Origin of the sequence: Azospirillum sp. B2RO_4 (genome assembly GCF_051124815.1) — a bacterium.
GTDB lineage: Bacteria > Pseudomonadota > Alphaproteobacteria > Azospirillales > Azospirillaceae > Azospirillum.
The window spans coordinates 158,516-179,662 of the sequence record NZ_CP118485.1 but is presented as its reverse complement, the minus strand read 5'-3'; the positions used below and the strand labels follow the sequence as shown (position 1 = coordinate 179,662).

15 protein-coding genes are annotated in these 21,147 nt (G+C 68.1%); 7 read left to right on the top strand and 8 right to left on the bottom strand.

Annotation, left to right across the window (positions count from 1 at the left end):
* Positions 1-131 precede the first annotated feature (131 nt).
* Positions 132-2,645 (top strand): methyl-accepting chemotaxis protein, encoded by a 2,514-nt coding sequence (locus PWS46_RS00705; protein ID WP_434616728.1) that lies wholly within the window; start codon positions 132-134, stop codon positions 2,643-2,645.
* Positions 2,646-2,871: 226 nt separating this feature from the next.
* On the opposite strand, the gene PWS46_RS00700 is transcribed toward PWS46_RS00705, so the two are convergent.
* The gene (locus tag PWS46_RS00700) at positions 2,872-3,651 is read right to left on the bottom strand and encodes a 3-hydroxybutyrate dehydrogenase (protein ID WP_434616725.1); all 780 of its coding nucleotides are present in this window, start codon (positions 3,649-3,651) and stop codon (positions 2,872-2,874) included.
* Between the two features lie 16 nt (positions 3,652-3,667).
* Positions 3,668-4,858: a DUF3734 domain-containing protein gene (locus tag PWS46_RS00695; protein WP_434616722.1), complete on the bottom strand. Its 1,191-nt coding sequence runs from the start codon at positions 4,856-4,858 to the stop codon at positions 3,668-3,670.
* Between the two features lie 350 nt (positions 4,859-5,208).
* Between PWS46_RS00695 and PWS46_RS00690 the strand changes: the two genes are divergently transcribed.
* Positions 5,209-5,400: a hypothetical protein gene (locus PWS46_RS00690; protein ID WP_434616720.1), complete on the top strand. Its 192-nt coding sequence runs from the start codon at positions 5,209-5,211 to the stop codon at positions 5,398-5,400.
* 4 nt (positions 5,401-5,404) lie between these two features.
* Here PWS46_RS00690 and PWS46_RS00685 read toward each other — a convergent pair whose 3' ends face one another.
* Both PWS46_RS00685 and PWS46_RS00680 read right to left on the bottom strand, forming a co-directional pair.
* Positions 5,405-6,994: a cisplatin damage response ATP-dependent DNA ligase gene (locus PWS46_RS00685; RefSeq protein ID WP_434616717.1), complete on the bottom strand. Its 1,590-nt coding sequence runs from the start codon at positions 6,992-6,994 to the stop codon at positions 5,405-5,407.
* A complete protein-coding gene (locus tag PWS46_RS00680; protein ID WP_434616714.1) occupies positions 6,991-8,067 on the bottom strand; it encodes a ligase-associated DNA damage response exonuclease in 1,077 nt (358 codons plus the stop codon). Before PWS46_RS00680 ends, PWS46_RS00685 begins: the two co-directional genes overlap by 4 nt.
* A gap of 39 nt (positions 8,068-8,106) precedes the next feature.
* On the opposite strand from PWS46_RS00680, the gene PWS46_RS00675 reads away from it, so the two are divergent.
* The 3 genes from PWS46_RS00675 (at position 8,107) to PWS46_RS00665 (ending at position 11,340) form a co-directional block, all read left to right on the top strand.
* Entirely contained in the window at positions 8,107-9,021 is a 915-nt protein-coding gene (locus PWS46_RS00675; RefSeq protein ID WP_434616711.1) for a pseudouridine-5'-phosphate glycosidase, read from the top strand.
* 115 nt (positions 9,022-9,136) lie between these two features.
* Positions 9,137-9,553, top strand: coding sequence for a hypothetical protein (locus PWS46_RS00670; RefSeq protein ID WP_109448598.1), 417 nt, complete (start codon positions 9,137-9,139; stop codon positions 9,551-9,553).
* Between the two features lie 269 nt (positions 9,554-9,822).
* Positions 9,823-11,340: a diguanylate cyclase domain-containing protein gene (locus PWS46_RS00665; RefSeq protein ID WP_434616708.1), complete on the top strand. Its 1,518-nt coding sequence runs from the start codon at positions 9,823-9,825 to the stop codon at positions 11,338-11,340.
* Between the two features lie 33 nt (positions 11,341-11,373).
* Here PWS46_RS00665 and PWS46_RS00660 read toward each other — a convergent pair whose 3' ends face one another.
* Positions 11,374-14,403 (bottom strand): EAL domain-containing protein, encoded by a 3,030-nt coding sequence (locus PWS46_RS00660; protein ID WP_434616705.1) that lies wholly within the window; start codon positions 14,401-14,403, stop codon positions 11,374-11,376.
* 371 nt (positions 14,404-14,774) lie between these two features.
* Between PWS46_RS00660 and PWS46_RS00655 the strand changes: the two genes are divergently transcribed.
* Entirely contained in the window at positions 14,775-15,914 is a 1,140-nt protein-coding gene (locus PWS46_RS00655; protein ID WP_434616702.1) for a catalase family protein, read from the top strand.
* 98 nt (positions 15,915-16,012) lie between these two features.
* Here PWS46_RS00655 and PWS46_RS00650 read toward each other — a convergent pair whose 3' ends face one another.
* From PWS46_RS00650 to PWS46_RS00640, 3 genes are all read right to left on the bottom strand, one after another.
* On the bottom strand, positions 16,013-16,558 hold the full coding sequence (locus PWS46_RS00650) for a hypothetical protein (RefSeq protein ID WP_434616699.1): 546 nt from the start codon (positions 16,556-16,558) through the stop codon (positions 16,013-16,015).
* Between the two features lie 126 nt (positions 16,559-16,684).
* Positions 16,685-17,542: a pirin family protein gene (locus PWS46_RS00645; RefSeq protein WP_434616696.1), complete on the bottom strand. Its 858-nt coding sequence runs from the start codon at positions 17,540-17,542 to the stop codon at positions 16,685-16,687.
* Positions 17,543-17,719: 177 nt separating this feature from the next.
* Complete coding sequence (locus PWS46_RS00640) at positions 17,720-19,129, bottom strand: ammonium transporter (RefSeq protein ID WP_434616693.1); 1,410 nt, start codon at positions 19,127-19,129, stop codon at positions 17,720-17,722.
* Between the two features lie 649 nt (positions 19,130-19,778).
* Here PWS46_RS00640 and glgC point away from each other — a divergent pair.
* On the top strand, positions 19,779-21,050 hold the full coding sequence (gene glgC / locus PWS46_RS00635; RefSeq protein WP_434616690.1) for a glucose-1-phosphate adenylyltransferase: 1,272 nt from the start codon (positions 19,779-19,781) through the stop codon (positions 21,048-21,050).
* The last annotated feature ends 97 nt before the right edge of the window (positions 21,051-21,147 follow it).

Genomic DNA, 21,147 nt, shown 5'->3' with positions numbered 1-21,147 from the left:
ACGATTTTGGCGCGGCCCAGGGACGCTTTCCCTGCATTTCCTGGTGCCATGGCAACGGACTGGAAACCACTTTCCTCTACTCTGCCGGGCGTATCGCGTTCGATCCGCACCGCAGACCAAGGCATTTGACCATGCAGAACGCCAGCTTCGCCGGCCGATTCAAGGTGGGCACCCGCATTCAGGTGGGATTCCTTCTGATCCTCGCCCTCCTCGCCCTGGTGGCAGCACTCGGCGTGCGGTCGCTGTCGACGGTGGAGGGCGGCTTCACCCGCTACGCGTCGATCTCCGACAATTCGCTGCGGATTTCGGACGTGGACGGCTCGGTCTCCGACATGCGCCGGAACGTGGTCAACTACTCCTTCTCCGGCAACAACGCCCTGATCGCGCCGACCCAGGCGCAGCAGAAGAAGCTGGGCGAGATGCTGCGCGCCATCCGCGACGCAACCCAGGATCCCGGCCGCCGGGCCAACCTCGATCGCATGATCCAGCAGTTCGACGGCTATGCCGCCAACTTCGGCAAGCTGGTCAAGGCCCGCGAACAGCGCGACCGGCTGGTGTCCGAGGAACTGGTGCCGCTGGGCATGAAGGCGCGGGAGGGGCTGAGCCGGGTGATCGCCGCCGGCATCGCCTCCGGCGATTTCCAGTCGGCAGCCCATGCGGGCCAGACCCAGGAAACCCTGATCCTCGCCCGGCTGAGCGTGCAGCGCTTCCTGACCGATTCGACCACGAAGGCGGCCGATGAAGCGCGCGCCCGCCTGGACGCCTTCCTGAAGTCCGCCGCGGCCCTGTCCGCCGGCCTGACCGACCCGGCCCAGAAGCGTGACGTCGAGGAGACGATCCAGTTCTCCGGCCGCTATCTGGACAGCTTCAACCGCGTGGTCGCGGCCGCCGCCGAGGTCCAGACCCTGGCCTTCGGCACGATGACCAAGGAGGCGGAGGAGTTCGCCGATCTGGTCGCCAAGACCATCGCCTCCCAGGCCGAGGTGCGCGACGCGGTGCTGACCGGCGCGAAAACCGATATGGAGAACACCACCACGCTGCTGATCGGCATGGCGGTGGGCGCCTTCGTTCTCGGCATCCTGATCGCCCTGATCACCGCGCGCTCCATCGTCCGGCCGGTGGTGCAGATGACCGGCACGATGACCGAGCTGGCCGCCGGCAACCTCACGGTCGACGTGCCCGCCCTGGAGAACCGCGACGAGATCGGCCACATGGCCAAGGCGGTGCTGGTGTTCAAGGAGAACGCCGTCGAGAAGAAGCGGATGGACGAGGCGGAGCGCGAGCGGCTGGAGGCCGAACGCCGCGCCGCCGAGGCCCAGCGCGCCCGCGAACAGGCCATCGGCGAGGAGATTGCCGGCCTGATCGACGCCGTGTCGAAGGGCGATCTTGAGCGCCGCATCGATCTGGCCGGCAAGGACGGCTTCTACAGGACCATGTCGGAGGGCATCAACCGCCTGACCGACACGGTGGAGGCGGTCATCGCCGATCTTGGCGAGGTGCTGAGCGCGCTGGCCCAGGGCGACCTGAACCGCCGTGTCACCCGCGACTACCAGGGCGCCTTCGAACAGGTGAAGACCGACGTCAACGCCACCTCCACCCGGCTGGCGGAGATCGTCGGCCAGATCACCCAGGCGGCCGAGACCATCGCCGCCGCCGCCGCCGAGGTGTCGCTGGGATCCTCCGACCTCGCCGACCGCACCGAGCAGCAGGCGTCCTCGCTGGAGGAGACCGCGGCCAGCATGGAAGAGCTGGGGGCGACCGTCCGCTCCAACGCCGAGAACGCCCAGCGCGCCAACGTGATGGCCGCCCAGGCCCGCGGTTCCGCCGAATCCGGCGGCGGCGTCGCCGGCTCCGCCATCGAGGCGATGCGCAAGATCGAGGAATCGAGCCGCAAGATCACCGACATCATCGGCGTCATCGACGAGATCGCCTTCCAGACCAACCTGCTGGCGCTGAACGCGGCGGTGGAGGCGGCGCGGGCCGGCGACGCCGGGCGCGGCTTCGCCGTGGTGGCGCAGGAGGTTCGGCAGCTCGCCCAGCGTTCCGCCCAGGCGTCGAAGGAGATCAAGGGGCTGATCCTGGACAGCGACGCCCAGGTGAAGGACGGCGTCGATCTGGTCAGCAAGGCCGGCGAGGCGCTGCAGGGCATCGTGTCCGGCGTGCAGCAGGTGGCGACCCTGATCGCCGAGATGGCCTCGGCCTCGGCCGAGCAGGCGACGGCGCTGGACGAGATCAACTCGACCGTCGCCAACATGGACGAGATGACGCAGAAGAACGCCGCCCTGGTCGAGGAGACCACCGCCGCCGCCCAGGCGATGAGCGGTCAGGCCGGCGACCTGAAGTCGCTGGTCGGCTTCTTCAAGTTCGAACAGGCGGCCGGCTATGGTTATGCCGCGGCGCCGCGCCCGCCGGTCGCCGTCCATGCCGCTCCGGCGGTCACGACCACCCGCCGCGCCGCCGCGGCCCCCACCCGCACCGCCGCCAAGCCTGCGGCGAAGCCCGCCGCCCGCGGCAACGGCACGGCCCATGCGGTCGCGACGACCAAGCCGTCCGCCCGCACCGACTCGCCGACGCGCGGCAGCGCCGCCGCGGTTCCGGTGCTGAAGCACAGCAGCGGCGACGACGACGACTGGAAGGAGTTCTGAGAGCTTAGGGGTTTGATGCTCGCAGTATGAGCGTCTCTCAGCCGTCATTCCCGCGAAGGCGGGAATCCAGACCTTCCGAAGGGAAGCTCTCCTGGCAAAGCCTGGATCCCCGCCTTCGCGGGGATGACGGCCGATAAAGCCCTCTCAACGGACCAGCTCATCTCCAAATGAAAAGGCGTCGGGCCACTGGCCCGGCGCCTTTTTCATTCCGTCGCTTTCCGACGGACTACTGCATGAACCAGCCGTGGCTGACGACCAGCGACTGGCCGGTCAACGCGTTGGACCCGAAGGACGCGAAGAACAGGGCGGCCTGGGCGACGTCCTCGACCGTGGTGAACTCGCCGTCGACGGTCTCCTTCAGCATCACATTCTTGACCACCTCCTCCTCGGAGATGCCCAACTCCTTCGCCTGCTCGGGGATCTGTTTTTCGACCAGGGGAGTGCGGACGAAGCCGGGGCAGATCACGTTGGCGCGCACGCCATGCGCCGCCCCTTCCTTGGCGACCACCTTGGCGAGGCCGATCAGCCCGTGCTTGGCGGTGACATAGGGCGCCTTCAGCGGCGAGGCCTCCTTGGAGTGGACCGACCCCATATAGATGATGCTGCCGCTTCCCTGCTTGTACATCGTCCGCAGGGCGGCGCGCGTGGTCAGGAAGGCGCCGTCCAGATGGATGGACAGCAGCTGCTTCCACTTGGCGAACTCGAACTGCTCGAGCGGCGCCACCGTCTGGATGCCGGCGTTGCTGACCAGGATGTCGATGCGGCCGAAGGCGGCGACGGCGCGGGCCATGCCGGCATCGACCTGGGCCTCGTCGGTCACGTCCATGGCGACGCCCAGCGCCCGCTTGCCGGTGGGATCGAGGCTGGCCGCCGCCGCGTCGGCACCGGCCTGGTTGAGGTCGGCGATGACGACCAGCGCGCCCTCGCCGGCAAAGGTCCGGGCGATTTCCAGCCCGATTCCGCTCGCCGCCCCGGTGATGACGGCGACTTTGTCCTGCAAACGCATGGGTCCGCTCCTTCGTTCAAACTGCATCGGTTGGGATTTCGGCTGGAATTTCGGTTGGGGCCGGCCGCCGCAGATCGTGCGTGACGGGACCGTCCAGCCGCGAGGGCACCGCCAGCCATTCCGGGTGGGCGAGCGTGGCGAGGGTGTCGGCGAGGCCGCTCTCCCAATGCTCGCGCATGCCGGCGTTGGAGAATTCGTAATCCTTGCTGTCGCGCTCGTAGCTTTTGCGGCGGTAGATCAGGTGGATGATGTTGATCGCCGCCCCGCAGGCGGCGCGCCGCAGCGCCCTGGCCTCCGGCGTGTCGCGGAGATCGTCGGGCAGCCGGTCGAGCAGCGTGACCAGCTGGTTGCGCAAGGTCTGCTCGTAGGTGACCTTGTCGGTGTTGAAGCGGGTGCGGCTGGAATAGGTGATGTCCTTCTGCCGCTCCAGCACCTCCGACATGCCGCGCGGCACCTGACCGCTGGCGCTCCACAGATCGACCTGGAAGACCAGCGTGTCGCGGCGCGGCTGGTCCTCCAGCACATGGTCGAGCGGCGTGTTGGAGACCAGCCCGCCGTCCCAGTAGAACTCGCCGTCGATCTCGACGGGGGCGAAGCCGGGCGGCAGGGCGCCGCTGGCCATCACATGCTCCGGGCCGATCCGGTGGGTCTCGGTGTCGAAATAGATGGAGTTGCCGGTCCGCACATTGACCGCGCCGAGCGACAACCGGATGTCGCCCCGGTTGATCCGGTCGAAGTCGATCAGGTCCTCCAGCGTGCTTTTCAGCGGCGCGGTGTCGTAGACGCTGGTCGGCCCGGCGAAGGGGCCGGCCGCCGCCCATTCCACCGCCGGCCGCGGCCGGAAGAAGCCCGGCTGTCCGGACAGTGCCGTCCGCCACGCGCTCCACTGGTTGAGGATGGAAATCGACGGGCCGTCGGGATCGAGCCGCCGCCACAGCGCCTCGGCATGTTCCCAGGGCGAGGGCGGGGCAACGCGGGCCCAGAACTCCGCCAGCGCGGCGCAGCGCCGCTCCGGCGGGTTGCCGGCGATCAGCGCCGCATTGACGGCGCCGATCGACACGCCGGCCACCCAGGTCGGATGGATGTCGTGCTTGAACAGCCCCTCGACGACGCCCGCCTGATAGGCTCCCAGCGCGCCGCCGCCTTGCAGGACGAGAGCCACCCGGTCGTAGGGGGCGGTGAGATCGGCAAAGGATCCGTCGCGCATCGGTGTCTTTCCCTACCAGTCAATCGCTTGCAGACGTCATTCTTCGGTCGGCAGGTCTGATATGGGTCTGGAAATGAATGCGGCCATGCAGAAACATTCCCCAAAAACGGAGGAATATTCATGGCAGCCATTCCGATTTCTTTTAAGCCCACCCTATCTTTGCGGAAACCTATATCAAGGTATTACACCGCAATTAATTACTTGTAATATTCAGGAGCAGCGATGGCTTCTTCGCGGGAAGGCGGATTTCACGACTGTTGTGCCAAATGCCTGAATTAACCTTTCGGTGGGAATTGCGTGCTGCAATCGCCCTCGGTTTCGTTTCAGCCCGTGGTTTTCTGGAGGACAGCATGTCCCGCCGCCCCACTTCCCGCCGCCGTCTCCCGTTCGCCGCCCTGTTGCTGCTGGGCGCCTCGCTGAGCGGTTGCGGCGCCGTCACCGGCGTGGCCAGCGGCGCCGCCAGCATCGCCGGCACCGCCGTGGATGTCGTCGGCACCGTGGCTGAAACCTCCGTCGACGTGGTGACGGCGCCGCTGCGCTGAGTCGTCAGCCAACGACCATCGCCGCCAGCGTTTCCAGCCGGTCGGCCTCGTGCGCCGGCTTGTCCCAGCGGATGCGGTGGATGCGGGGGAAGCGCATCGCCAGCCCGCTCTTGTGCCGGGTCGACGGGTGCACGCTGTCGAAGGCGACTTCCAGCACCAGCCCGGCCTCCACCTCGCGCACCGGACCGTAGCGGCGGGTGGTGTGGTTGCGCACCCAGCGGTCCATCTCGACCAGTTCGGCATCGGTGAAGCCGGAATAGGCCTTGCCGACCGGCACCAGCTCCTCGCCGCGCCAGACGCCGAAGGTGTAGTCGGAATAATAGCTTGACCGCTTCCCGTGGCCGCGCTGGGCGTACATCATCACGGTGTCGAGCGTCAGCGCCCCGCGCTTCCACTTGAACCACGGCCCCTTCGGCCGCCCGGCCAGATAGGCGCTGTCGCGCCGTTTCAGCATCAGCCCCTCGATGCCGTTTTCCCGCGCGCCCTCGCGCAACGCCACCAGCTCGTCCCACTGGTCGAAGGGCACCATCGGCGACAAATCCATCCGCCGCGGCTGCACCGCCTCATACCAGCGCTCCAGCCGGGCGCGCCGCTCGACGAAGGACAGGCCGCGCAGATCCTCCTCGCCCTCGAACAGGATGTCGTAGAGGCGCACCCAGGCCGGCCCGTCGCGCAGCATCTGCGCCGTCACCGTCTTGCGGTTCAGCCGTTGCTGCAGGTCGTTGAACGGCGCCACCACCCCGTCGCGCGCCACCAGCAGTTCGCCATCCAGCACGGCGTCGAAGCTCATGTGGTCGACGATGTCCGGGAAGGCCCCCGACACGTCATCGCCAGTGCGGCTGTAGAGCCGCCGCTCCCCGCCGCGCGCCACCAGCTGCACGCGGATGCCGTCCCATTTCCATTCGGCGGCATAGGCGGCGGGGTCGAGCCCGGCGCGGTCCTCCTCCTCCAGCGGGTGGGACAGCATCATCGGCCGGAACCCGGCGCCGGCCCCGGCTTCCGGCCGCTCCGCCCGCCCCTCCAGCCAGGCGAACAGCTCCGGGTAAGGCGCGGTCAGCCCATGCCAGACCTCCTCGACGTCATCGACGCTCACCTCCGGCCGCGCCGCTTTTCCCCACTCCGCCAGCGCCGTCTTGGCGAGCCGGGCCGACACGCCGATGCGCAGCGCCCCGGTGATGAGCTTCAGCAGGGCGAACCGCCCCGACGAGTCGAGCGTGTCGAGCCAGCCCTCCACCAGCCCGATCACCTGCCCGCGCTTGGCGGCCCGCAGCCCCTCCACCACCTCGTCCAGGCTGGGCGGCAGGCTGTTCGCTCTTTCGGGCCGCTCCGGCCAGATCAGCGCCACCGTCTCCGCCAGATCGCCGACATAGTCGTAGGACAGCGCCAGCAGTTCCGGATCGACCCGTGTCGCCGCCAGTTCGCGGATGGCCGCCGGCTTGGCCTCGCGGAAGCTCAGCGCTCCGGTCAGCGCCGCCAGCGCCCAGCCGCGCTCGGGATCGGGCGCGGTGGCGAAATGCTCGACCAGCAGGCGGATCTTGCCGTTGCGCGACGGCATGAAGACCAGCGCGTCGATCAGCGCGGCAAAGCGGTTCACGACGCCTCCCCTTCCGCAGCCCCACCCGTAAGTCCTTCCGAATCCTCGTCCTCGAAGCCGATCAGCGCCAGCGCGCGGGCGCGGATGCCGCGGCTGGTGGCGTAATGGACCAGCGCCTCCTCCCGGCCATGGGTCACCCAGACCTCCGGCGCGCCGACATCCTCCAGCGTTTGGCAAAGCTCGTCCCAATCGGCATGGTCGGAGATGACCAGCGGCAGCTCCACCCCGCGCTGGCGGGCACGCTGGCGCACCCGCATCCATCCCGACGCCACCGCCACCACCGGATCGGCCAGCCGCCGCGCCCAGCGGTCGGCCACCGCCGCCGGCGGGGCCAGCACCAGCGCACCCTTCAGATCCTCCTTCGCCGCCACCGTCGCCGGCCGCAGCTCGCCCAACTCCACCCCCAGACTGGCGTAGAGCCGGCACAGCGGCTCCAGCGCGCCATGCAGCCAGATCGGCCGGTCGTACCCCGCCGCCCGCAGCAGCGTGATCAGCCGCTGGCATTTGCCGAGCGCATAGACGCCGACCGCATGGCTGCGCTCCGGGAACAGCGCCATCGAATGCAGCAGCTTTTGCACCTCCCCCAGGTCGGGCGGGTGGCGGAACACCGGCAGGCCGAAGGTCGCCTCGGTGACGAAGACGTCGCAGGGCACCGGCTCGAAGGCCGCGCAGGTGCGGTCGAGGCGGCGCTTGTAGTCCCCCGACACCACCACGCGCGACCCGGCATGCTCCAGCACCACCTGGGCGCTGCCCAGCACATGGCCGGCCGGCACCAGCCGCACCCTGACGTCGCCGATGGTCAGCCCCTCGCCATACTCCAGCGGCTGCAGGCTTCCCCCCACCCCCTCGCCCATCCGCTGGCGCATGATGGCGAGCGTGCCGGGCGTCGCCAGCACAGCGCGGTTGCCGGGCCTTGCATGGTCGGAATGGCCGTGGGTGACGACCGCGCGCTCCACCGGGCGCACCGGGTCGATGTAGAAACCCCCCGGCTCCACATACAGCCCCTCGGGAAGGACCTTGATCCACTTGTCGGGGTGCGGGCGATCTGGATTGAATTGGTGTGCAGCGGACATGCGTCCTAATATAGGGCGTTCCAAGCGGAGACCCAGCGCATGCACCCCATCCTGCTGCCGACGCCAGAGATCGCCGACGCGCTTGCCGCGAGCCGCCCGGTGGTGGCGCTGGAATCGACGGTGATCTCCCACGGCATGCCCTATCCGCAGAATCTGGAGACCGCCCGCGCGCTGGAGGCGGAGGTGCGGGCCGCCGGCGCCATTCCCGCCACCATCGCGGTGTTGGACGGCCGCATCCGCATCGGGCTGGATGACGAGGCATTGGAACGGCTGGCGACCGCCGGCCACAAGGCGCGCAAGCTGAGCCGCCGCGACCTGCCCATCGCGCTCGCCGGCGGCGGCATCGGCGCCACCACGGTGGCGGCGACGATGATCGGGGCGCGGCTGGCCGGCATCTCCGTCTTCGCCACCGGCGGCATCGGCGGCGTCCATCGCGGGGCGGAGACCAGCTTCGACATCTCCGCCGACCTCGACGAGCTGGCCCGCACGTCGGTCTGCGTCGTCTGCGCCGGCGCCAAGTCGATTCTCGACCTGCCCAAGACGCTGGAGGTGCTGGAAACCCGCGGAGTCCCGGTGCTGGGCTTCGGCACGGACGAATTTCCCGCCTTCTACAGCCGCCGCAGCGGCCTTCCCGTCGATCATCGCTGTGACAACGTGACTGAGGTGGCAGACATCCTGCGGGCGAAATGGCAGCTTGGCCTGGAAGGCGGCGTCCTGCTCGCCAACCCCATCCCGCCGGCCGACGAACTGGACGCCGACGCGATGGAAACCGCGGTCTCCCAGGCGCTGGCCGACGCGGAAGCCAAGCAAATCAAGGGGAAGGACATCACCCCCCACCTGCTGGCGGCGCTGGAGCGCATCACCGGCGGGCGCAGCCTGACCGCCAACATCGCGCTGATCCGCAACAACGCGCGGGTCGCGGCGGGGGTCGCCGCCGCCCTCGCCGCCCCCTAGAACCGAACGGATAGGCCTACTCCTGCGGGGGTAAGGCTTTAGCCCCGGTACCGGCTTAAGACCCCGTTAACCGCCTGCGCGCAAATCTGTCGTCATCGAACGAGCGGAGGCTTCAATGCGCGCACCCAGCAGCACCTCGACCCTGGTTTCCCGGATGATCGCGATGGCCGGCCAAGGCGACGAGGCGCCGGGCGTCGCGGAGATGAAGGAGCCGGCCCACGTCAAGCGCATCGTCTGGGCCTCCCAGGCGGCCAAGCTGCGCGTGTCGCTGTCGGCCCGCTCGATCCACGAGATCGAAGCCGCCGTCACCGCCGACCTGGACAGCATGGAACTGCCGGAAGTGTTCTTCACCTCCGTCGAGGTCGGCGGCCATGTGGTCACCTGCGACCTCGACGCCTCCGGCACCGCCTCCATCTTCGGGCTGATCGAAGCCCACGAATACGACGACCTGGTGGAAGAGGCCGGCGACGACGCCCTGTTCGGCGTCGATTGGGACGGCGTCTACATCACCCCGGCCCGCACGCGGCACTGAGCGCGACTCCTCCGGTCCTCAGCCCAGCCTCCGAGAACGCCCCGCAGCCCGCCTGCGGGGCGTTTTGCGTTGCCCGCCCGACCGACAGTCCCGGCCGGATCATCCGGCCCCCATGCATTCCGGTTCACCGCTCCAACTCTGAGACGCAATTTGCGATGGCGGAGGGCGCCGATCAGGGTTGTCCCTCGCATAACCGACCCTTCCGCTTTGGTATATTACTTGCGTGAGACAGGCGTGGCCCTCCGGCTCACTATCGCAGTGGAGTTTCCATGTCCCGTCACCTGAACGCCCTGCTCGCCGCCGGACTGGCCCTGGCCGTGGTGATGGTCATGACGGTTCACATCGTCTGGCAGGACCGGGAAAGCACCGCCGCGCAGATGGAGGCGCTCGCCGCCGACATGGCCAAGGTGGTCGAGGCCCATGTCCTGCACACGACCAAGGGCGCCGACATCGCCCTGCATCAGGCGGCTTCGCTGGTCGATGATGCCGGCAGCCTGGAAGCCGTGCGGAACAAGCCCTACTGGCGCCGGCTGCGCGATGCTCTCGCCAATCTGGACGGCGGGGACACCCTGTGGCTGTTCGATGCCAAGGGCAACGGAATCGCCGGCACCGGCCGGCAGATGGACCGGCCGCTCAACATCGCGGATCGCCCGCATTTTCAGGCAATAATGGCGGGGGCGGAGTTCGTGATCAGCCCGGCCCTGCGCAGCCGTATGGACGACCGCATCCTCTTCACCATCTCGCGGCCGATCCGCGACTGGACCGGCGAGATCATCGGCGTCGCCAGCGCCGGGATGAAGACCGAATGGCTGGTCGATTTCTATGCCCTGATGTCGTTCGGGCTGGATACGGCGATCACCATCTTCCGGACCGATGGCGAAATCGTCGCCCGCAATCCGGACCTGTCCAGCCATGTCGGCAGGAACGACCGGGACGGCTATCTCTTCCGGGAGCAGCTTCCGCGTTCGCCGGTCGGGGTCTACTGGTCACGGTCCACGCTGGACGGCAAGGAGCGGCTTGCCGCCTACCGGCTGATCCCGGACCTGAACCTCATCGTCCATGCCGGGATCGAGAGCCGGTCGGCCTTCGCCGCATGGCGAATCCGATCGCTCTGGTTCATCGCCGAGATGGGAATCGCGACCATCCTCGTGCTGCTCGTGCTCCTGTGGGGCGCCCGCATGATCCGGCGCGAGAACCATGTCCGGATGCGTGTGCTCGAAGCGGAGAACGCCGCGCGCCAGCTGGATGCCGAACTCCATCAGGCCCGGCGCGATCCCCTGACCGGATTGCCCGCCCGCGGATTGTTCCTCGAACTGGCGGACAGGATGCACCTGAATGCCGGGAAACGCGGATCGGTCCTCGCCTTCCTCTACATCGATCTCGACGGCTTCAAGGCGGTGAACGACCGGCACGGCCACCATCGCGGCGACGATGTCCTGACGATGGTTGCCGGGATCATGCGCAAGATGATCCGCGACGGCGACCTGATCGGCCGGGTCGGCGGCGACGAGTTCGTCATCTGCCTGTCCGGGTATGATCCCGAAATCAGGACGGTCGCCATCGGCGTCGCCTCCCGCATCATCACTCAGGTCCGCGATCTCGATGCCGACGTGGGATGCAGCATCGGCATCGCGCTGACCGCGGGCGGATGCGGCGACCTGTCCTGTTGCCTGCGCCAGGCCGACGCCGCGATGTACCGCGCCAAGCAGCGGGGAAAAGGTGTCTGGACCATGCATGAGCCGGCGCAGGAGCCATGCCTTTCCTGCGACAACAAGATCGTCGCCTGACGCCGGACGGCCTCCGGGCCGCGGCTGTGCCGCTCAGACCGGCTCGCGGCTGCTGGGCGGCCGGATCGCCGCGGCGGAGGGCATGCCGACCACCACATGGTCGCGGGCGACCGGCAGCTTGGCCCGCCGCTCCTCCCAGGCCGCCAGGAAGGCGTCGATGCGGTCGGCCGGCAGCGGGCGGCTGACGAAATAGCCCTGGATCAGGTCGCAGCCCATCAGCGACAACGCCTCCCATTGGGCAAGCTCCTCCACCCCTTCGGCCACCACGCTGCGGCTCAGATCGTGGGCGATGCGCGAGATGGACGACACCATGCTGCGCGCGTCGGGGCGGCGGTGGACGTCGTTGATGAAGGCCTTGTCCAGCTTCAGCGTGTTGATCGGCAGCGTCCGCAGATAGGTCAGCGACGAATAGCCGGTGCCGAAATCGTCCAGCGCGATGTGGATGCCGGCCTGCCGCAGCGCGTTCAGCTTGCCGATGGCGGCGTCGAGCGAGCCGATCATCTGCGACTCGGTGATCTCCAGCTCCAGCCGGTGCGGCGGCAATCCGGTACGGGCCAGGATCTCCAGCACCCGCGGCACGAAATCATGCTGGGCCAGCTGGACCGCCGACATGTTGACGCTCATCGTCACGTCGCCGGCCCCGCGGCAGCCCAGCCCCACCGCCTCGACGCAGGCAGTCTCCAGCACCCACAGCCCGAGCGGGACGATCAGGCCCGAATCCTCGCACACCGGAATGAAACGGTCGGGCGACACCGGTCCCAGTTCCGAGTCGGTCCAGCGGACCAGCGCCTCGAAGCCGCGGACCCGGCCGTCGGCCGTGGCGACCTGGGGCTGGTATTGCAGGCTGAAGGACTGGCGGTCGAAGGCCAGCCGGGCGCGGCTGAGCAGCTGCATGCGCTCCACCACGTTCAGGTTCATGTCGGCGGTGAAACTGCAGATGCTTCCGCGCCCATTGTCCTTGGCCCGGTACATGGCAGTGTCGGCGTTCTGCAGCAGATCGTCGAAGCAGCGGCCGTCCCAGGGATAGCGGGCGATGCCGATGCTGCAGGAGACGTAGAAATGCTGCCCTTCGACCAGGAAGGGCGCGGCCAGCGCCTGCTCCACCCGCCGCGCCACCTCCGCCGGGGCGCAGGCGTCGCCGCCCTGGACCACAACCACGAACTCGTCGCCGCCCAGCCGTGCGACGAACAGCCCCTCGCCGGCCCCCGTGCTGATGCGCCGGCCCATCATCGCCAGCAGCTCGTCGCCCGCCTTGTGGCCGAACCCGTCGTTGATGAACTTGAAATTGTCCATGTCGAGGAACAGCAGCGCCAGCGACCCGGCCTGTCCGCAAGTCCGGTTCCCGGCGATCAGCCGGTCGACATGGCGTTCCAGCATCAGCCGGTTTGGCAGCCCGGTCAGCGAATCATAATGGGCCAGATGGTCCAGCCGCGCCTGCTGCTGCTTCTGGGCGGTGATGTCGGTGTAGGAGCCGCCCATCATCGTCGGATGCCCCTGCTCGTCGAACATCGCCTTGCCGGTGGCGTACAGCCACAGGTAATGGCCGTCGCGGTGGCGGACGCGGTATTCCACCCGGTATTCCGGCCGTTCGCCCGACAGGTGGGCGCACAGCTCCTCTTCCGCCTGCGCACGGTCGTCGGGGTGGACGCGCTCGAACCAGGCCGCCAGCGAATCGATGCTGAGGGCATCCACGCCCAGCAGTTCCTCGACCCGGCCGGACAGCACCCGGCGGTCCTTGACGATGTCCCAGGTCCAGATGATGTCGCGCGACGCCTCGGCGATCAGCCGCATCCACCGCTCGCGCTCGCGCAGCGCCTCCTTGCTGGCGGTCAGCTCCTCCAATTTGGCCTGCAGCTGCCGGCGTGAATCGCTGAGCGCATCGTTGCTGACCCGCAACGCCGCCTCGGCCATCCGGCGTTCGCGCAGCGCGAAGGACAGCACCAGCACCATGCCGAACAGCAACACCATCACGCCGCCGACCGTCACCACCAGCCAGCGGTAGGTCTCCAGGAAGGAGAAGGGCTTGTTGATCAGCTGGTCGAGCCGCCCGAACCGCGTGACGTCGATGCCATACCGCTCCGCCTGCCGGTAATCCACCGCGCGGACCACCGAGCGGCGCCTCTCGACCGGCAGCTCGGCCACCGGCACGCCGTTGACGAGCTTAGCCGTCAGCACGCCGACCGCACGGGCATGCTCATGGGCGCTCTTCAGGCTGCCGCCGACGATCCCATGGCCGAGCAGATAGTCCTCCAGCCCATAGATCGGCGCATTGCTCGCCTTGCTCATCAGCGCCAGATACTGCTGCGGCGGCAGGACGGCCCCATTGGAGTCGGTGGCATAATTGCCCAGCAGGACGGCGCTGTCCGGCGGCAGCGACGACAGGGTCTCCTGCAGCCGGGCGAAGGGCATGTCCTCCAGGATCCGCAGATCCCGCACGCTCGGAAGCAGGCCGGCCGCCCCGGCCTCGCGGATTTCGTCGTCCAGCACGGTGCCCGACTCGGTGCGATCGCGCACGACGAACAGATGCCGCAGGGCCGGATTGGCCGCCAGCGCCATGTCGATGGTGCCGGCCACGTCCCTGGACTCCACCACGCCGGTGACCGCCGGATCTCCCGCCGTCATCGCACGCGCCACATCCACCTGCACCCCGTCATACACCAGCGGAATCGGGCCGTAGACCTCGCGGCGCAGCTTGAGGCCGAGCTGCAGGGCGGCATCGTCGGTGGTGACGATGACATCGATCTGTCCATGCGGATGGCGATGGGCGATCAGCGCCTGCAGCAGATCCACCCCGGCCTGGTCGGGAAAGCGCTTCCAGTCCAGATAGTAGCTGATGGCCACGGCATCGGGCGCAGAAGCGGCCAGCACCTCGGCTATGCCTGCGGCCTGCCGATCGGTCCACTCATAGCCTTGGTGGTTGGAATGCAGGATCAGCACCGTCCGGTTCGGCACCGCCGCCGCCCCTCCGGCGGCGGACGGCGCCACCGCCGCCAGCAGAAGCCCCAGCAGCAGGGCACAGCCGCGCATCCACCTGATGGGACCTATCGCAGGCCAGCTGGTCATTGCGCATCCTTCGGTCGCCGTTCCGGCCGGACTCTTCGAACTCCGCAAGATGATCGAAGAGCTCCGGCCCTCCCATCTCGAAGGATAAGCAGGGAAGACACCTCAGTACCATAGACTTGTGATAGGGGATTTTCCGGATGCTATGGTTAATTTCCATAGAAGATTGGAAATTACCCAAGCCACACGCGTGTGGGTCGTGCTTGAGTATTTGAAGGCGCAACTCTTTTTTTTTGCAATGCAAACAGAAGATACGAACCCCAGGCCTTGGTCATAACCTCCACAGGCTCCGGCGGATCGTTGCGGAACGGACGACACAATCCGGCTGTTGTCCCGGCTGCACCCCGCCCGTTCACCGATCCGGAGCCCCGCCCGTGTCCGCTGCCTCTGCCCGGCCCAATGCCCAGCCCAGTGCAAAGCCAAGTGCAAATGCCCTGCCCTACACGCCCTCGGTCGAGAACCCCGGTCCCGACGAAGCGCAAGTCTTCGAAGACCTCGCCGAGACGCTGCTGTCGATCAGCGCCAAGACCTTCGAGGACAGCGGGCACGCCAACCGCAGCGTCCATGCCAAGAGCCACGGGCTGCTGATCGGCCGGCTGGACGTGCTGGACGATCTGCCGGCGGAGCTTGCCCAGGGCCTGTTCGCGCGGGCGGAGAGCTATCCGGCGATCCTGCGGCTGTCGACCACGCCGGGCGACGTCCTGCCCGACAGCGTGTCGACCCCGCGCGGTCTGGCGGTGAAGGTGCTGGGCGTGTCCGGCGACCGCATGCCGGGCTCGGAGAACGAGGCCACGCAGGATTTCGTGATGGCCAACGCCCCTGTCTTCTCGGCCCCCGATGCCCGGCAGTTCCTGAAGACGCTGAAGCTGCTGGCCGCCACCACCGACCGGGCGGAAACGGCGAAGAAGGTGCTGTCCGCCGGCCTGCGTGCCGCCGAACGGGTGGTCGAGGCCTTCGGCGGCGAGAGCGCGACGCTGAAGACGCTGGGCGGCCACCCGGCAACCCACATCCTGGGCGAGACCTTCTACAGCCAGGCGGCCCTGCGCTTCGGCGACCATATCGCCAAGCTGCAGATCGTTCCGGTCTCGCCGGACCTGACCGCGCTGACCGATGCGCCGCTGACCGTCAACGGCAAGCCGGACGGCCTGCGCGAGGCGGTGGTGGAGTTCTTCCGCGATCACGAGGCCGTCTGGGAACTGCGCGCCCAGCTGCGCACCGACGCGGAACGCATGCCGGTGGAGGATGCCAGCGTGCTGTGGCCGGAGGAGCTGAGCCCCTACCGCACCGTCGCCCGCCTGACCGTGCCGCCGCAGACGGCGTGGAGCGAGGAACGGTCGCGCGCCGGCGACGACCGTCTGTCCTTCAGCCCCTGGCACGGTCTGGCGGCGCACCGGCCGCTCGGTTCGATCATGCGCGCCCGCCGCCTCGCCTACGACCGCTCCGCCGAATTCCGCATGCAACGCAACGGCTGCCCGATGCATGAACCGGAAGCGGGCTACCGGTTGCCGGGGTGAGAGTCAGCACTCCCCCTGAAATCCCCTCTCCCCCCCGGGGAGAGGGTTAGGGTGAGGGGGACGCGCATCCAGGATCTTCAAGTATCGCTCACTCCCCCTCACTGCAGGCTGCGCTGCATCTCCTCGAAGGTGCGGGAGAAGCCGTTCAGCGGAAAGTCGATGTCGCGCTTGCCGATGCGGGGGGAGTTGACGCGGACCAGGATGGACGAGCCGTTGCGGAACTGGTCGGCGACGCGGCCGGACACGAAGTTCGGGAACATGCACATGTTCAGCGTCGCCACATGCGATTCGATGCGCGGCTGGCGGTCGACGCGGATGGCGCAGCGGTCGATCAGGCCCTGGCTGGTGGTCAGGAACAGGTGGAAGTCGTTGCCGGTCGGAATGATGCTGAGCGCGATGAAGCCGACATCCTTCCCGTCGTCGAACAGGCGGTAGATCATCAGCCGGCAGGTCTTGCTGTCGGTCATCCGGTCGATGTCGCACTGGTTGGTCCAGGCGCCTTCCGGCCCGAAATCGGCGGCGGCCTTGGAGAAGTCCACCGCGGCGGCCGGCTTGGCGGCGAAAAGCCCCCCGGCAAGCGTCAGAGCCAGCAGTGCCGCAGCCGCAGCCGCCCTGAAGCCACCCATCAGACCCTTTGCTCGCATCGCCCCGGCTCCCCACCATCGTTCGTGTTAACATGGATGCGCCATGATAACCGGGGATGGCGGGGGTGCAAGGCACGAGATGCCGCGCTTCGGGCCATGGACGGCCCGCCGCGCGGCATCCGGCAGTCAGATGCGCCCTTCCTCGAAGTCGCGGAAGGCCTGCATCACCTCTTCCCGCGTGTTCATGACGAAGGGACCGCCCCAGGCGATGGGCTCGCCGATCGGCTCGCCGGCCAGCAGCAGGAAGCGGGCGCCCTCCGGCCCGGCAACCGCCTCCACCCGCTCGCCGTCGCCCAGCACGATCACCCGCGGTCCCGACAGCGGCCCCTCCCCGCCGACGTCCAGCGTGCCTTCGAACAGCACCAGGAAGGCGGTGTGGCCGGCCGGCAGCGGCTCGGCGAAGGACGCCGACGGCGGCAGCGCCACGTCGAAATAGCGGGCGTCGGTCGCCTCGGCCCGCACCGGCCCCGCGGTGCCGCGGGCGGTGTCGCCGGCGATGACGGTGACGGTCGCCCCGTCCTCGCGCGTCTCCACCGGGATGGAGGCGGCCGGGAATTCCTGATAGCGCGGGTCGGTCATCTTCAGCCGGGCCGGCAGGTTGATCCACAGCTGGAAGCCGCGCATCAGCCCTTCGGTCTGCTCCGGCATCTCCGAATGGATCAGGCCGCGGCCGGCGGTCATCCACTGCACGCCGCCGGTCTCGATCACGCCCTCATGCCCGTGGTTGTCGGCATGGCGCATGCGGCCGGCCAGCATGTAGGTCACCGTCTCGAAGCCGCGGTGGGGATGGTCGGGGAAGCCGGCCAGATAGTCGGTCGGCTGGTCGGAGCCGAACAGGTCCAGCATCAGGAAGGGGTCGAGCGTGCGCAGGCGGGGCGTGCCCAGCATGCGGGTCATGCTGACCCCGGCCCCGTCGGAGGTGGCCATGCCCTCCACGGCGGCGAGCACCGGACGGACACCGGGGGTGGCGGGCTTGGTGGACATGGCGGCAACTCCTGACAAAGCACAATGACGTTGCACCAGAGGTAGTCCGCCCCGGCCCCGCCGTGAAGCCGGCCCGGCCGCGCCACAGCGTTTCCCCCCATGCAACAATCCAAACGGAAAAAGGCCGCCGGAGAACCGGCGGCCTTTCGCAAGAGACCCGTGGGAAAGGGTTTTGTCTTAGTGGATGCTCTCGCCATGCAGGGCGAGGTCGAGACCGTCGCGCTCCACATCCTCTTCGACGCGCAGGCCCATCACCACATCGACGACCTTCAGCAGGACGAAGGTGGCGACGGCGCACCACACCATGGTGTAGAGCACGCCCTGGACCTGGATCCACACGGCGGCGGCGTTGCCTTCCAGCAGGCCCAGCGTGGCCGACGGGTCGGCCTGCAGGACGGAGGCGAAGCCGCCTTCGCTGTTGGACACCGACATCTTGGCGAACACGCCGGTCAGGATGGCGCCGACCAGACCGCCGACACCGTGCACGCCGAAAGCGTCCAGGCTGTCGTCATAGCCCAGCATGTGCTTCAGGCTGGTGGCCGACCAGAAGCAGACCACGCCGGCGATGATGCCGATGATGATGGCGCCCGTCGGATCGACGAAGCCGGCGGCCGGGGTCACCGCGACCAGACCGGCGACGGCGCCGGAGATGATGCCGAGGATCGACGGCTTGCCCTTGACGATCCACTCCGCGAACAGCCAGCCCATGGCGGCGCCGGCGGTGGCGATGTGCGTGGCGGCCAGCGCCATGCCGGCGCGCGGACCGGCGGTCAGGGCCGAACCGGCGTTGAAGCCGAACCAGCCAACCCACAGCAGCGAGGCGCCGATCAGCGACAGCACCAGGTTGTGCGGCATGAAGGCTTCCTTCGGGTAGCCCTTGCGCTTGCCGATCACCAGCGCGGCGACCAGACCGGCCACACCCGCGTTGATGTGCACGACCGTGCCGCCGGCGAAGTCCAGCACGCCCAGGCCGAACAGGAAGCCCGACGGATACCAGACCCAGTGGGCGATCGGCGCATAGACCACGATCGACCACAGGGCGGTGAAGACCAGCAGCGAGGAGAACTTCATGCGGTCGGCGAAGGCGCCGGTGATCAGGGCCGGGGTGATGATCGCGAAGGTCATCTGGAACATCATGAAGACCGGCTCGGGGATCGTCGTCGCGACGCCCGAACCCGTCGCCTCGCCCAGCACGAAGGCCTTCGAGAAGTCGAGCCCGTTCAGGAACAGCCGGTCGAGACCGCCGACATAGGCGCCGGTGCCGGTGAAGGCCAGGCTGTAGCCGATCACGTACCACAGGACGCTGACGAGGCAGGTGATGGCGAAGCTCTGCATCACCGTCGCCAGCACGTTCATCTTGCGGACCATGCCGCCGTAGAACAGCGCCAGGCCGGGGATGGTCATCATCAGCACCAGCGCGGTGGAGACAAGCATCCAGGCGGTGTCGCCGCCATTCAGCGCCGGAGCCGCCGGCGCGGCAGCAGCAGCGGCAGCAGCCGCGTCCTGGGCAAGGGCTGCGGCCGGCATGCCGACCGCGCCCAGAGCAACCGCCATCATCGGTGCGGCCAGAAGGAACAGACGGTTCATCGAGGCTCCTCTTTCTCCAAAATCGCTCCCGCCCCGATACGGCCGGCGCGGCACCGGAGGTGTTCCGCGCACTGGGCACCGCACTGGGGCGACCCCGTCCCGGTCGCCCCGTCCCCGGCAAAGACGGGGCGGCGGACGGGACCAAGGACGCCTCCAGCGTTACAAGAAGCGTGCCAGTCGAAAACGGCTTGGAATCGTCAGGGTTGTCCCACGGCCGGACCCCCGAACGGGCAGCCCCGTACGAGTCGCACCCGGTGTCTGCACAGAAAACAGGCAGGTTCCGGAGGGCACATTCTCCCGCAATTTTCGGGCTTTCGAGCGATCGGCAGGGCCGGACGCCTCGATTTCATCGGGCATTCTGGCTGTCATTCCGGCAGATGATGAAAAATTGGGCAGCAATTGGCCGCTGCGATGGTCACCGGCACGGCATCGGGCGGCCCCTACCCCTTCCATCCAGTCCATTCGGCTTGCCCCGCATTCTCCACCGCTTTCCTCCTAGGACCGCGGGTTGGAGATCCGGCGGGTAAGCCGAGGCGAACCCGACGCCGGGCCTATTGGACATGGCGGCGAGATGTGGCACCGTCAACGCCTCCAATTGGATTGGCCGCTCACCCGCGGCCGCAAGAATAAGGCAAAGGGGGTAACGGCCATGCTCGACAAGCGAGATCTGCGCCTTGCACCGCGACGTGCGGTGGCGCTGGTGCTGGCCGGGGGACGCGGAAGCCGTCTGAAGCAGCTGACCGACCGCCGGGCGAAGCCGGCGACCTATTTCGGCGGCAAGTACCGCATCATCGACTTCGCGCTGTCCAACTGCGTCAATTCCGGTTTCCGCCGCATCGGCGTGCTGACGCAGTACAAGTCGCACAGCCTTCTGCGCCATCTCCAGCGCGGCTGGAACGTGTTCCGCGGCGAGATGAACGAGTTCTGCGACCTGCTGCCGGCGCAGCAGCGTCTCAACGAGACGGAATGGTATCAGGGCACCGCCGACGCCGTGTACCAGAACCTGGACATCCTGCGCGACCACGAGCCGGAATATGTCCTGATCCTGGCCGGCGACCACATCTACAAGATGGATTACGGCGCGCTGCTGCTCGACCACATCGACCGCAAGGCCGACGTCACCGTCCCCTGCATCGCGGTTCCGCGCGAACAGGCGAGCGGCTTCGGCGTGATGCACATCGACGATGACCGCCGCATCATCGACTTCGTGGAGAAGCCGGCCGACCCGCCGCCGATGCCCGGCCGCCCCGACATGGCGCTGGCCAGCATGGGCATCTACGTCTTCAACGCCCAGTTCCTCTACGACCAGCTGGAGCGCGACGTCGCCACCCCCGGCTCCAGCCGCGATTTCGGCAAGGACATCATCCCGCATCTGGTGAAGGCGGGGGCGCGGATCATCGCCCACGACTATGCCGACAGCGCCATCATCGACGCGCCGGACGACGCTCCCTACTGGCGCGACGTCGGCACCATCGACGCCTATTGGGAAGCCAACCTGGACCTCTGCCACGTCACGCCGCAGTTGAACATGTACAACCGCGACTGGCCGATCTTCACCTATCAGGAACAGCTTCCGCCGGCGAAGTTCGTCTTCGACGACAACGACCGCCGCGGCGCGGCGATCGACAGTCTGGTGTCGGGCGGCTGCATCATCTCCGGTTCCACCGTGCGGCGGTCGCTGCTGTTCAGCTCGGTCCGCGTCAACTCCTACAGCGAGCTGCACGAGGCGGTGGTCCTGCCGGAATGCGACATCGGCCGCCATTGCCGCCTGAAGAAGGTGGTGATCGACCGCGGCGTCAGCATCCCCAACGGTCTCGTCGTCGGCGAGGATGCGGAACTGGACGCCAAGCGCTTCTACCGCTCGGAAGGCGGCGTCGTCCTCATCACCCGCGAGATGATCGAGAAGCTGCCGAAGGAGTAGGACCCTCCTCCTCCTCCGACCGAAGCCGGCCCCTCACCCCCTCAGCCGTCATTCCCGCGAAGGCGGGAATCCAGCGATCCCGAATCCGAGTCTTCGG